The organism is Shinella sp. Sh6, from assembly GCF_055392685.1.
The window spans coordinates 3,098,763-3,110,946 of record NZ_AP044005.1 but is presented as its reverse complement, the minus strand read 5'-3'; the positions used below and the strand labels follow the sequence as shown (position 1 = coordinate 3,110,946).

Sequence of the window (12,184 nt, the reverse complement as noted above, 5' to 3'; positions counted from 1 at the left end):
CAGCATCATGACCGCATTCCGCAAGGACCTGCGTTCGAAGGCAGCCTCGAGGCGTTATCCAATAAACTGTGGCTCGGGTAGACCGCGAACGCCAACGCCGATCGCAAAAAGCCCGCCCGAAAGCGGCGCTTCTCGCAGCTGCCGATCATCGAGACCGGCACAGACGGAGGTGACGTAGAGAATATCGTGATCCGGGCCGCCGAAGGCCGGGCACGACGGTCGCGGCACGGGGGTGCGGATGATGCGATCGATATCGCCATCTGGCCGGAACCGGGTGACTTTGGCGCCATCGTGATGGGCGACCCATAAGCACCCATCTTCATCCACAGTGGCGCCGTCCGGCGCGCCGTCGCCTTCACCGAACGCAAGGAATACCCTTTGGTTTGATATATTCGCATCGTCCGGATCGAAATCGCAAACGAAGATCTTTCGTTCGTAAGAACAGCCGAAATACATTCGATCCCCCGAGGGGGACCAGGCTATCGTGTTGACAACCGTCAGCCCCTCGACCTTTTTCGTGCAGGTGAGATCGCCATCCAGGCAGAAAATGGCGGCCGTGCCGGGAACGCGATCTTCGCTGACCGTCCCCGACCAGAAGCGTCCCTGGCGATCGCAACGACCATCGTTGAAGCGGACATTCCGCTGCCCGGCGATGGGATTTGCAATCGGGCTGCTCCGCCCGGACTTGAAGTCGAAGAAATGAAAGCCGGATCTTGTCGCGATGACCGCTCCTCCTTCTTTGCGCAACGCTATCGACCCGACATTTTCGTCCAGGTTCCACTGGACGTCCCGGCCCGTTGAAGGATCGAAGCGGTGGATGGCGCAACCGCGGATGTCCACCCAATAGAGAGCCTGCTCCCCGTCGGACCAGACTGGAGACTCGCCGAGAAGTGCCGGCACGCGACGCACGCATTCAACATCGAACATGATCGTGAACTACCGATAGAAATAGTTGGGCAGGAACAGCACGAGATCGGGCCAGTAGGTGATGACTGCCAGAGCGGCCAGGAGAGCGATGAGGAAAGGCCATGTCTCCCTGACGAAGGTCCCCATGTTGATCCCTGTCATCGCCATGACCATGAACATCAGCATGCCGATCGGCGGGTGGATGAGCCCGAGATTGATGTTCAGGCTGACGATGACGCCGAATTGCACCGGATCGATCCCCAGGGCCTGAACCACGGGCATCAGGATCGGGATCACGATGACCAGGATCGGGATCGGCTCCATAAAGGCGCCGAGGAACAATAGGCCGACATTGACGACAAGCAGGAAGACCCAGGGCGATGTATGCGTGGCCGCGATGAAGTGCGCCATCGTTGCGGGCAGGTTCTCGCGCGCTAGGATCCAGCTGAACAGAACCGCCGAGGCGAGAATGAACATGATCTGGGCCGAGTCGACGGATACGCGCAGCAATATTCCTGGAATCGCGCGGACTTTGAGCTCACCAAGAGCGAGCCCCGCGACGAGCGCATAGGCAGCAGCGACGATTGCAGCCTCCGTCGGCGTAAAGAAGCCTCCGAATATGCCGCCAAGGACAATCACGGGGAGCACGAGAATTGGAATGGACTGAGCCAGCAGTTGCAGCAATGTTCCCCATCCGGCCCACTCGGTGACCGGGAAATTCCGACGCTTTGCGACGATACGGATGGCGATGATGAGAAAAATTGCCATCAGGAGTCCCGGCACGAAGCCGGCCATGAACAATTGTCCGACCGACGTATTCGTGAGCCCCCCATAAACCAGCATGGGAATACTCGGCGGAATGATCGGCCCCAACGTCGCGGATGCCGCCTTGATGGCTCCGGCAAAGCCCAGCGGATAGCCGGCACCTTTCATCATGCCGATCTCGACACGGCCCAGAGCGGCCATATCCGCGACCGCCGAACCGCTGATCCCGGCAAAGAAGACGCTGGATATGACCGTCGTGATTGCCAGGCCGCCAGGGAAATGGCCGACCATGGCCTTGGCAAGGGTGACAAGCCGCTGGATGATGCCGCCATGCGCCATGAATTCGCCGGCCAGGAAAAAGAACGGTATGGCGAGGAGCAGGAATTGATCCGTGCCCGCCCCGAGCTGCTGGGCGACGACGATCAGCGGAATATTGCCGTTGAGGACGAGATATCCAATCGATGTCGCCAGCATTGCGTAGGCGACGGGAATGTTCAAAGCCAGCAGGACAACGAAGACCAAGAAGATCATCCACAACATCGTCAGTCTTCCTTTCTTTGCAGTCGGCCAACGATGTTGACGATCAGGTAGACGAGTCCGAGGCCGAAGCCGACGGGCACGCTGGCGTAAAGAAAGGACCGCGATATCTCCATCGCCGGATAGCGCAGAAACACGGTCTGCCGGCTGATGAGAACACCTTGCCAAATTGCTGTGGCGGAGCAGACAAGGATGACGGCATGGCGGAACACGTCAAGAAGGACGCCAAGGCGTGGGCCGACCGCCATGCGAAGCGTGTTGATCGACAGGTGGCTGTCTTCCTTCTGCGCGTAGGCGGCCCCCACATAGATCATCCATGCGAACAGCAGGACGGCGAACTCTTCCGCCCAAATGATGGCCGTGCCGAGAAAAACCCGGCACAGAACCTGAACAAAGATCGCAAGCGACATGAAGGTCATGATGACGATCAGGCACCCGGATACGATTTTATCCATAAAGCGCAATATGGATCCGGCGGGGGAAGACCCGCGCGTTGCAAGTGGCTGCATCATGGCTACTTCGTATCCACGATCCGCTGATAGAGACCGGGTTTCCAGTTCTTCTCGAATTTCTTGTAGACGTCGGCGGTCGCAGCCTTGAAGGCGGCTAGGTCGGGCGTCGTGACGACGACCCCATGCTTGGCCATTTCATCGAGCGCCACCTGGTCGCCATCGATCGTCAGGTCGGACTGATAGTCTCCGGCCTCGCGGGCGGCATCCCGGAGAATCTTCTGGAATTCCGGGGACAGGCTCTGGAAAAGCTGCTCGTTGATGACGACCACCTGATTCTGCATGATGTGCGACGTCAGGCTGATGTTGTCGACCACTTCCCACATGGAGCGGGCGGCATAGGTATTGGCAGGGTTGTCCAGGCCGTTGATCACGCCGGTCTGCAGGCTGGTATAGACTTCCTTGAAATCCATCGGGATGACGTTGGCTCCCATTGCCGCCATCGTGTCGACGTAGATGGTGGTCGGCTGCATGCGGATTTTCTGCCCTTTCAGATCATCGGGGCCATGGACGGCGAAGCCCTTGGTCGCGACGTGCCGGGCGCCGAAGAACCACCCCATATCGAGAATGCGAATGCCGGTCTGGGAGATCAGGTCCTGATTGAGTTCATCTCCGATCGGCCCGCGGACGACACTCATCATATGATCCACGTCGCGCCAGACGTAGGGTGCCGAGAAGGCTTCCAGGCTCGGCAGGAAGCGGCCCAACGCACCGGAGGAACCCATGTAGAGGTCGATCGTGCCGAACTGGACGCCTTCGATCGACTCCTGTTCCGTGCCGAGGACGCTGTCGGCGAAGAGCTGCAGCTTGAGCGCGCCGTGCGTACGCTCGTCAACGAGCTCGGCCATCTTCTCCATGCCCTTGTACGAAGGCTGGCCCGTAGCCTGGATAGATGCGAACTTGAGAACCCGGCTCTCCTGGGATTGCGCAGGCGCTACCAAGCCGAGGCAACCAGCCGCCGCGACGGCCACGATGGATAGTCTTCTGAGATAGTTCATTTCACTCCTCCTTGATCGTCAGGCATCAGCACCACCCCTCCTCAGAGATCACGATGAGCCCTGGCTTCGCACATGCATTCGCGCCGGTTGCCACTACTGACGCAGCCTCGGCGGGAAAGCCCTCTTTTATAGCATGTAATCCTGTTGACCTGTTATACCAACATACCATATAGAAACTCATCTGCAATAGTGTCGTGACACGTTTATTCTGGAGGAGTGCGATCGTGGTCGAAGTTCTGGATGCGGCGGGCATAACCGTTGGTTCGCAGGCGCTAGCCGATTTTTCAGCAGCCATATTCAGAGCCGCCGGCATGCCTCAGGCCTATGCCGAGAGTGAAGCGGATATGCTCGTCTGGGCAAACCTGCGCGGCATAGATTCGCACGGTGTGCTGCGCGTTCCCTGGTACATCAAGCAGATCGATGACGGCGACCTCGTGCCTGACGCGAAGATCGAGATCGTACGGGAGACTGCTGCGACAGCCCTTCTCGATGCGCATCGCGCACCGGGGCCGGTTGCGACCATGGCCGGCGTCGACAAGGCGATCGAGAAGGCGAAAGCGAGCGGCACTTCATGGGTGGTCGTGCGCAGTTGCACGCACAATGGCGCTCTTGCCTATTATACCGAGAAGATCGCCAAGGCTGGCCTGATCGGAATGACGACGGTGTGCAGCCCGGCGAACATGGCGCCGTTCGGGGCCAAAGCCGCAGGTCTGCACAACAGCCCCATCTCGATCGGCATTCCGGCTCAAAGACATGCTCCGATCCTGCTGGATATGGCGACGAGCGTCGCCGCCGGGGGCAAGATTTATCATGCAGCAGATCGAGGTGTGCCAATTCCAAAAGGCTGGGCGCTCGACAAGGACGGCAACGATACCACCGATCCCAACCAGGCGAAGATCTGGTTGCCTCTCGGCCCCAAGGGGTCCGGGCTTGCGATGATGTTCGAATGCTGGTCCAGTCTTCTTGCGGCCAACCCGCTTTGCACGCCCCGCATCACCGACCCGACGAGTGAAAGCCAAGCGCAGAACGCCATGGTTATGGCCGTCGATGTGACGGCGTTCCTGAAGTTTGAGGAATATTGCCAACTGGTGGATGATCTGATTGACGGCATCAAAAGTCTTCCGCCGTCCGGTCCGGGTCCTGTGATGGTCCCGGGCGAACTGGAAAATGGTCTCTGTCAGGAGCGAACACAAAAGGGCATCGTCCTGCCGGAAGGAACGACAAGCCGGCTTGAAGTCGTCGCCAAGCGCTTCGGGATCGTGACACCCTGGTGAGCGATGTGCTCGCGCCTTGATCGCTGCCCAATGGGGTGTGCTTGCCCGGGAACTCGCTGCAAACAGCGCCGGTCGTGCGGAGGTGATGGCTGACGGCGCGTGATCGTCGCCTGCATTCTCGAAGGCTTTCTCATGGCCGGCGTGAGGAATTAGGACAGTGCCCGCAGTTTTGCGCCTGGCGAGGAATGCAGCGTTGCCCTCAGCCGCCAAATAGGTACCCCACCGGCTGCGGCCGCACGGTTCCTTCCTCGCGCAGGAGAAACAGCGCATCGAGGTGCAGACGGCGCGCGAGCTTGCCGCCGGATTCCGGACCGAGAACCATCAGCGCGGTGGCCCATGCGTCGGCTTCGGCGCAGGTGTGCGCAACGACGGTGACGGAGGCGGGAGGCGAGAGGAGGGGGGCGCCGCGGCGCGGGTCCATCGTGTGCGAAAGACGACGGTGTCCGACGTCGACCCAGTGGCGATAGTCACCCGAGGTGGCCACCGCGGCATCCTGCAAGGCGAGGATCGAATAGGGTGTCCGGCGCTCACGATCGGGTTTCTCGACCGCGATGGTCCAGGGTTCGCCGTCCGGGCGCAGGCCGCGCGCCCGCATCTCGCCGTCGATACCGACCAGTCCGGAAGCGATGCCGAAGTTGCGTAGCGTCTCGGCTAGCCGATCCACACCGTGGCCCTTGGCTATCCCGTTGAGATCGAGGGTGACCGGGCTATCCTTTCTGACCCTGCGACATTCGAAGTCCAGCTCAAGTACCTCATGGACAGGCCGGCGCGGAGCCGCAAATGCCTTCTGGACGAGATTCCGGTCGGCCGCTGCCGGGCCGAAACCCCAGGCATTCACCGCATCGCCGACGCCGATGTCGAAGGCGCCGCCGGAGGTGCGGCCGATGGCGAGCGACAGGCGCAACACCTCCATCAGCCGTTCCGGCACAGTCACCCATTCGCCGGCCGGAGCAGCATTGAGGCGCATCAGATCGCTGTCCGGCTTCCAGGTGGACATCTGCGCATCCACTTCGTCCACCGCGGCCTGGAGCGCGCAGCGAACCGGTTCGGGGTCGAACGGTTCCGGCCTGTAGAACAATGCCGACCAGCGTGTGCCCATCGTGGGTCCGCTCAGCGCGTATCGCCCGGGATCAATAGACATCTTCAACATAGCGTCCTTCCGCTTTGAGCAGGGCGGGCGACAGGCCGATGGGTGCCAGAACGTCGGCGAGCGCGTCGGAGACCCCGGCTGCCATGCCGCGTCCGCCGCAAACCATGATTCTCGCCCCCTTGCGGACCAGCCTTGCAATTTCGGCGGCCTCCTCGCGTAAGGCATCCTGCACGTAGCGGGGCATCCGGCCGCGCGAAAAGGCCGTCGCGAGTTGCAGGAGGCGGCCTTCCCGCTGCCAGGCGGCCAGCTCTTCGATATAGAGAAAGTCGCTGTCAGGGTGACGCATCCCGAAAAACAGGTGGATCGGACGATGCCGCGCGTTGGCGCGCACGAAGCCGGCCAGCGGCCCGATCCCCGTTCCTGCGCCGATAAGGATCAGCGGCGCGCGCCCGCGGCCGGCGTGAAAGCCGGCATTGGTGCGGAGAAAGCCGTTTATGGTGTCGCCAACCTCCAGTTCGAGGAGCTGCCCCGAGCACAGGCCGGCGGGATGTTTCCTCACGACGATCTCGATGAAGCCGTCGCACCGTCCCGAGGCCAGCGAATAAAATCTCGGTACGGCCGAACCTGCGGGCAGGACGCCGAGCAGATCTCCCGCCGAGAAACGCCCGAAGCCGCCGCCTGCAAGCGCCCGCCACCGCGAAACCTTCGGCAAGGCGAAGCGCAGGATGGTCGTCGGCGCCTGCACCTCCGCTCCGTAATTGCGGCGTGAAACGAGCGTCAGGGAAAGGACGGCAGGCGGAACCGGCTGGTGGACGAGTTCCAGCTCGACATCCATCGCCGTGCCGAGCAGCCGGCCCCAGCGGGCGAAGTCCTGCGCCGACTGGCGGTCGATGCTGTCGAACGGCACCAGCATGCGCCAGCCCTTGGCTTCCGCCGTCTCGGCAATCGCCCGCGCGAAGGCGCAATAGGCGGGAAAGCTGCGGTCGCCAAAACCGAGAACGGCGAGGGGGACTGCGGGCGGAGCAGGAAGCGATCGCAACCGGTCGATGAACCCCTTCGCCGAGGCCGGCGCATCGCCGTCGCCATAGGTGGCGGTGAGGATCAGGATGCGCTGCGCCTTTGCGTAACGCCCGGGGTCGAAGGAGGACATCGCCGCGACATGAACGGTCTGGCCCGCATTCGTCAGCGCGGCATGCAGCGTTGCGGCGAAACCCCAGGTACTGCCGCCCTCGCTGCCGACGAGGATGATCGTCTCGGCATGACCGGCGGTGACGTTGCCGCGAATGCGGGGCCTTGCGCGCCATCCTGCAAGCCAGAGGATGAAGCCCGTCACAGCCATTGCGGGCACGCCAAGCGCCGTCAGCCCGAGGACGAGCCCGATCCAGGCGGTGCCTTGTCCGGTGTGAAGCATGTAGATGGTCTCGGAGACGCGTTGCCAGCCGGTCAGGTCGTTCCAGGCCAGCAGCGCGCCGGTGCCCTGATCGAGAGTTCCGGTGCCGCGATCGGTCTTGACCGTGAAGACGTCCGCCGCGTCATCGGGCGCTGGAAACGACAGGCTGCGCAGTTCGGCAGCCGGCGTCTCCCTCAGGAAATCCATCGCCGCAAGCGATAGGCCGACACGGCCGCTCGGGTCGGCCTGCATCGTCGATGTTGCCGGCCCGTCGGGGAACAGGTCGAAGGTCGAAGCAGTCATCCATAGGCCGGTTGCGGAAGACAGCAGCAGACCGGCGACAGCCACGCGGGCGATTTCGACATGTAGCCGCCCCGAAAGCGGTCCGCGGAGCGGCATGAACCAGCGCCGCCAGCCGCCGGCCCTGCGCGCGACAAGAACGGCGCCGGACACGGCGAGCAGCAACATGGCCGACGCTCCCGCCGCCGCCGCGATGCGGCCGCTGTCGCTCAGGAAGAGCGAATGATGCAGGTTGGTCAGCCACCGTTCCAACCGGTTCGGGTCCGCCGAAGCGATGCCCTGTCCGGTGACAGGATCGACGACCGCCGCCTGCGGCCTGCCGTCCTCGAACCAATAGGCGGTGATCCGGCCCGACGGTGACCGCCGGATCTGCTCCACATGGGGATGGACGGCCTGGATATGTTCCGCCAGATCGGCGATCGAAAGCGCCGCCGGGGGCTGCGGAGAGGACAGGCGTTCGGCGGTGGGGAACACCGAGAGGGCTGCGCCGCTCAGGCTGAGCACCAGCAGGAGAAGCGCAGCCAGGAGGCCTGGCCAGCGGTGAAGCGCTCGGATCATGACGCCCTCCGGCTACATCGAATAGGAGAAGGCGGCGATGTAGCGCCGTCCGGGCGCCTGGGTCCCCGCGCCGCTCGCCGTCAAGGGAACCGCGACCTCGCCGGGACTGTCGCGCATGTCCTCGACGGCAGCGTCGATATGCAGCGTATAGCCGGCGTCAAACAGCGCATCGGCGAGGTCGAGTGTGATTTCCAGCGTCCGTCCCGCGCCGACGCTGGCCCCCGTAATGCCGTTGATCTCGGCCACGTTGCCGCCGGTCGCCCGATACCATCCTGTCAGATGCTCGTAGTATTTCGATTTGCCGCCAGCCATCCAAAGGCTGCCGACATAGGCGCCCTTCGCGTCGGTGACGTAAAGCGCGAGATAGGCGCCGTCGCCGCCGTAGTTGCTCAGTGTCGTGGTGAGCGTGACGGGCCGGGCCATGGCAAGGCCCGGGAATGTCAGTGCCGTGCTCAGGGCAAGGGCTGCGATAATGGATTTCATAGTGGCTCCGCCTGTTCAATCGCGGGTCGCGAACGAAAACGTTCGGACCGGTTTGAGCGGATCAGGCCGGTCGAAAGACGCCGCACCGATCCGCTAAAGGCAACCTGAAGCGTGTGGCTGAGCATTTCCTGACATTGTGCGGGTTCATGCTTCAGCTTGCCGTCAGGACGGCAAGCCGCGGAAAAGCTCGGCCCCGCCCCACATCGCTGCGATGTGGGGCGGGGCCGGGAGAGGAAAAGGGTCGTGTCGCTTAGCGCAGGCTCATGCGCCGCATCGTTCCGTCACGCCGGACGAACTGATGCCATAACGCCATCAGGGCATGCAGGCCGGCAAGAATGAGGATGAACGTCCCGGCATTCTCGTGCAACTCGGCGATCAGGCCGGGACGGCCCTCGACCTTCGCCGCGATTGCCGGAAGCTCCACGCCGAGGAACGATATCGGCACGCCCATGCGTGATGCGGCATACCAGCCGGTGATCGGCAACCCGATCAGCAGCAGATAGAGCAGGCCGTGGCCGGCCTTTGCGCCGGTCGCAAGCCAGCCGTTCTGCGCATCGCCGGCGGGGGCGCCTTCGGCCAGCCGCAGGATCAGTCGCGGCACGACGAGCGCCAGCACCGCCAGCCCCAGGGTGAAGTGCAACAAGGGCGGGTCCTGCACCATCTCGCGGCCGCCCCTGGCGGTCAGCCAGGCACCGAGCACGAACAAGGCGGTCAGCCAGTGAATGAGGATCATGCCTGTCGAATAGCGAAGGGAATTGTTGGACATCGTCTGCTTTCCTGCATCTGGGATGAAATGGCGCCGTGCGGCCGGTTATTTCACGACGGTCTTCGGCCGTGAGCCCGCCTCGAACAGCCTGTTCGAGGGCAGGACGCCGGAGGCGCCGGTCACGTCAGATCCGCTCGGTCGCTGCCTGGCGCGCGTGTGGTCGTCGTCATGCCTGTCCTTGCGTTTCATCTTGACGACCGAGAGCGTCGCCGGATCGATCCTGGCCTTGAACCGGCGCCCTGTTTCATCGACGCCCCTGATCTCGTAGCAGCCGTCGTCGATCTTGATCCGGCTCACCTGCCAGCCGCGTCCTTCCGCCATCTTCTGCACCGCCTCGCGCGGCTGCCACAGGCTCATGGGGACATGGCAATCGTCGTCGTCGGCCATCGCCGGACTCCAGCCGATCAAGGCCAGGAAGAGGGAGGCCATGGCAATGTGCTTCATCATGTCGTTTGTCCTGCATCATCGTTCATGTGCAGGAAAGGTGGCACTCGTTCCTGACGAATAGCTGAAGCCGTCACGCCTTGTCCGTCAGCCGGCTGACAGGTTTGCCGGCAAGGTTCAGAACAGACAGGACGATGCGTTCATGAGAATCCTTCTGATCGAAGACGATACGATCCTCGGCGCGGCGATCCGCGACCACATTGCCGCCGACAACCATTCGGTCGACTGGGTGACGCGGCTCGACGCGGCCGGCGATCACCTCGACAGCGCCGTTTACGATCTCGTCCTTCTCGATCTCATGCTTCCCGATGGGCGGGGCATCGCCTTCCTGCGCGCGCTGCGCCGCAGGGGTAGCGTGACGCCGGTCGTCATCCTGACGGCGCTGGACCAGATTTCCGACCGGATCGCCGGGCTGAATGCCGGTGCCGACGACTACATGACCAAGCCTTTCGATCTTTCCGAACTGTCGGCGCGGCTGAGCGCCGTGGCGCGCCGCTACAGCGGCAACCCGAACCCGCTGGTCGCCATAGGCAATCTCGAAATCGATCTGGCGGCGAGAACCGTCCTGTGCGACGGCCGGCCGGTCGATCTGACGGGACGCGAATGGGCGCTGTTCGAGGCTTTCGTCCAGCATCCCGGCCAGGTGCTGTCGAAGGGGCAACTGGAGGAGCGCCTTTATGCCTTCGGCGCGCAGGTCGAGAGCAACACCATCGAGGTCCATGTCAGTCGTTTGCGCAAGAAGCTGGGGCACGCCGTCGTCGAGACGGTGCGCGGTATCGGCTATCGGCTGGGAAGCGGGCGATGATCGGACCGCGAAGCCTGCAATGGCGCATTTCGCTCTGGATGGGGCTTGCCATCACCTTGCTCTGGGCATTTGCCGCAGTGGTCACCGCGCAAAAGCTGCGCCATGAGATGAACGAGGTCTTCGACAGCGCGCTCGAAGAAACGGGACAGCGCCTGCTGCCGCTCGCCGTCCGTGATATCGTCGGCCGCGACAGCGACGACGATGCCAGCCAGAGCGTCGCGACGATGCGCGAGCACGACGAATACTTCACCTATGTCGTGCGGGACGGTGAAGGCCGGGTGCTGCTGCGCTCCCACAAGGCGGACCTCTCCGTCTTTCCGCCGTTCACCGGCATGGGTTTTGCGAATACCCGCACGCACCGCATCTATTCCGATGCCGCCCTTCAGGGCACGATCACCATTTCGGTCGCCGAGCCGCTCGCGCGCCGCCGCGCGGTGGCGCGGGACGCGCTGCTCGGCCTGGCGCTGCCGCTCGGCCTGATCGCTCCCATTGGCCTGGTCGGCGTCTGGGGCGTGGTGCGCCTGTCGATGGCGCCGCTCCGGCGTTTTCGGACGCAAACCGAGGCGCGAGGCGCCGGCGACCTGACCCCGATTTCCACGGCGGATCTGCCGTCCGAAGTCCAGCCGAACGCGCAGGCGGTAAATCGTCTGATGGAGCGTCTCGGACGCACACTGGAAGCGGAACGCAGCTTCACCGCCAATGCCGCGCACGAGCTGCGCACGCCGGTAGCCGCCGCGCTCGCCCAGACGCAAAGATTGATCATCGAAACGCCGGATGAAGCCGCGCGCAACCGGGCACGCGACATCGAGACGGCGTTGCGCCGGCTGTTCAGGCTGTCGGAAAAGCTGATGCAGCTCGCAAGGGCCGAGGGCGGACGGTTGCAGGCGGCCGAGCCGACCGATATCGCGGCCATCCTGCGCATGCTCGTCGGCGAAATGACGGAAAGCGCCGACGGTGCCGGGCGGATCGACCTGCAGCTCCCCGAGGCGCCCGTATCCTCGGACATCGATGCGGACGCCTTCGCCATCCTGGCGCGCAACCTGATCGAGAATGCGCTGAAGCACGGCGCCCGCCAGACGCCGGTTCGCGTGGCTCTGTCGGCCGACGGCGCGCTGCGCGTCGCCAATGCCGGGCCGGCCGTTCCACCCGATCTCCTCGCCCGTCTCTCCGAGCCGTATGAGCGCGGCCGCACGCAGGCCAGCGGCACCGGCCTCGGCCTTGCCATCGCCAAGGCGATCGCCGCAGGCACGGGCGGCAGGATCGAGCTCACCTCTCCGCGGCCGGGGCATGACGACGGCTTCGAAGCGAGTTTCCGGATAGGCGGGAGAACCTGACGCTCGACTATTTGAATCTATTCAA

General features: G+C 63.5%; 12 protein-coding genes. 3 read left to right on the top strand and 9 right to left on the bottom strand.

All coding sequences use genetic code 11. The annotated features are described in order from the left end of the window. Positions 1 to 54: 54 nt before the first annotated feature. Genes ACZ5TO_RS14915 through ACZ5TO_RS14900 form a run of 4 tightly spaced genes read right to left on the bottom strand, consistent with a single transcriptional unit; the run spans position 55 to position 3,715 of the window. Positions 55 to 927, bottom strand: a complete 873-nt coding sequence (locus ACZ5TO_RS14915) for an SMP-30/gluconolactonase/LRE family protein (RefSeq protein ID WP_464798658.1) — start codon at positions 925 to 927, stop codon at positions 55 to 57. 9 nt (positions 928 to 936) lie between these two features. Continuing rightward, the gene (locus ACZ5TO_RS14910; RefSeq protein ID WP_464798657.1) at positions 937 to 2,211 is read right to left on the bottom strand and encodes a TRAP transporter large permease; all 1,275 of its coding nucleotides are present in this window, start codon (positions 2,209 to 2,211) and stop codon (positions 937 to 939) included. Positions 2,212 to 2,213: 2 nt separating this feature from the next. Next, a complete protein-coding gene (locus tag ACZ5TO_RS14905; protein WP_464798656.1) occupies positions 2,214 to 2,720 on the bottom strand; it encodes a TRAP transporter small permease in 507 nt (168 codons plus the stop codon). A 2-nt stretch (positions 2,721 to 2,722) separates the two neighbouring features. Beyond that, the gene (locus tag ACZ5TO_RS14900; RefSeq protein WP_464798655.1) at positions 2,723 to 3,715 is read right to left on the bottom strand and encodes a TRAP transporter substrate-binding protein; all 993 of its coding nucleotides are present in this window, start codon (positions 3,713 to 3,715) and stop codon (positions 2,723 to 2,725) included. A 224-nt stretch (positions 3,716 to 3,939) separates the two neighbouring features. On the opposite strand from ACZ5TO_RS14900, the gene ACZ5TO_RS14895 reads away from it, so the two are divergent. After that, positions 3,940 to 4,989: an Ldh family oxidoreductase gene (locus ACZ5TO_RS14895; protein ID WP_464798654.1), complete on the top strand. Its 1,050-nt coding sequence runs from the start codon at positions 3,940 to 3,942 to the stop codon at positions 4,987 to 4,989. A gap of 199 nt (positions 4,990 to 5,188) precedes the next feature. On the opposite strand, the gene ACZ5TO_RS14890 is transcribed toward ACZ5TO_RS14895, so the two are convergent. The 5 genes from ACZ5TO_RS14890 to ACZ5TO_RS14870 form a co-directional block, all read right to left on the bottom strand. Then, positions 5,189 to 6,139: an FAD:protein FMN transferase gene (locus ACZ5TO_RS14890; protein WP_464798653.1), complete on the bottom strand. Its 951-nt coding sequence runs from the start codon at positions 6,137 to 6,139 to the stop codon at positions 5,189 to 5,191. Beyond that, a complete protein-coding gene (locus ACZ5TO_RS14885; protein ID WP_464798652.1) occupies positions 6,120 to 8,327 on the bottom strand; it encodes a PepSY domain-containing protein in 2,208 nt (735 codons plus the stop codon). The genes ACZ5TO_RS14890 and ACZ5TO_RS14885 overlap by 20 nt, the downstream gene beginning before the upstream one ends. A 12-nt stretch (positions 8,328 to 8,339) precedes the next feature. Beyond that, on the bottom strand, positions 8,340 to 8,810 hold the full coding sequence (locus tag ACZ5TO_RS14880; RefSeq protein WP_464798651.1) for a DUF2271 domain-containing protein: 471 nt from the start codon (positions 8,808 to 8,810) through the stop codon (positions 8,340 to 8,342). A 250-nt stretch (positions 8,811 to 9,060) separates the two neighbouring features. After that, the gene (locus tag ACZ5TO_RS14875; RefSeq protein ID WP_464798650.1) at positions 9,061 to 9,576 is read right to left on the bottom strand and encodes a cytochrome b; all 516 of its coding nucleotides are present in this window, start codon (positions 9,574 to 9,576) and stop codon (positions 9,061 to 9,063) included. Between the two features lie 45 nt (positions 9,577 to 9,621). Next, a complete protein-coding gene (locus tag ACZ5TO_RS14870) occupies positions 9,622 to 10,023 on the bottom strand; it encodes a PepSY domain-containing protein (RefSeq protein ID WP_464798649.1) in 402 nt (133 codons plus the stop codon). 139 nt (positions 10,024 to 10,162) lie between these two features. Between ACZ5TO_RS14870 and ACZ5TO_RS14865 the strand changes: the two genes are divergently transcribed. Beyond that, positions 10,163 to 10,825 carry a response regulator transcription factor gene (locus tag ACZ5TO_RS14865; protein WP_464798648.1) on the top strand — a complete coding sequence of 221 codons (663 nt, stop codon included), beginning with the start codon at positions 10,163 to 10,165 and terminating at the stop codon, positions 10,823 to 10,825. Further along, complete coding sequence (locus tag ACZ5TO_RS14860) at positions 10,822 to 12,159, top strand: sensor histidine kinase (RefSeq protein WP_464798647.1); 1,338 nt, start codon at positions 10,822 to 10,824, stop codon at positions 12,157 to 12,159. Before ACZ5TO_RS14865 ends, ACZ5TO_RS14860 begins: the two co-directional genes overlap by 4 nt. The last annotated feature ends 25 nt before the right edge of the window (positions 12,160 to 12,184 follow it).

Bases quoted from the DNA above. Each gene is read 5' to 3' on its own strand.
- ACZ5TO_RS14915 (WP_464798658.1), bottom strand. From the start codon at position 927: ATGTTCGATGTTGAATGCGTGCGTCGCGTGCCGGCACTTCTCGGCGAG.
- ACZ5TO_RS14910 (WP_464798657.1), bottom strand. From the start codon at position 2,211: ATGTTGTGGATGATCTTCTTGGTCTTCGTTGTCCTGCTGGCTTTGAAC.
- ACZ5TO_RS14905 (WP_464798656.1), bottom strand. From the start codon at position 2,720: ATGATGCAGCCACTTGCAACGCGCGGGTCTTCCCCCGCCGGATCCATA.
- ACZ5TO_RS14900 (WP_464798655.1), bottom strand. From the start codon at position 3,715: ATGAACTATCTCAGAAGACTATCCATCGTGGCCGTCGCGGCGGCTGGT.
- ACZ5TO_RS14890 (WP_464798653.1), bottom strand. From the start codon at position 6,139: ATGTTGAAGATGTCTATTGATCCCGGGCGATACGCGCTGAGCGGACCC.
- ACZ5TO_RS14885 (WP_464798652.1), bottom strand. From the start codon at position 8,327: ATGATCCGAGCGCTTCACCGCTGGCCAGGCCTCCTGGCTGCGCTTCTC.
- ACZ5TO_RS14880 (WP_464798651.1), bottom strand. From the start codon at position 8,810: ATGAAATCCATTATCGCAGCCCTTGCCCTGAGCACGGCACTGACATTC.
- ACZ5TO_RS14875 (WP_464798650.1), bottom strand. From the start codon at position 9,576: ATGTCCAACAATTCCCTTCGCTATTCGACAGGCATGATCCTCATTCAC.
- ACZ5TO_RS14870 (WP_464798649.1), bottom strand. From the start codon at position 10,023: ATGATGAAGCACATTGCCATGGCCTCCCTCTTCCTGGCCTTGATCGGC.
- ACZ5TO_RS14865 (WP_464798648.1), top strand. From the start codon at position 10,163: ATGAGAATCCTTCTGATCGAAGACGATACGATCCTCGGCGCGGCGATC.
- ACZ5TO_RS14860 (WP_464798647.1), top strand. From the start codon at position 10,822: ATGATCGGACCGCGAAGCCTGCAATGGCGCATTTCGCTCTGGATGGGG.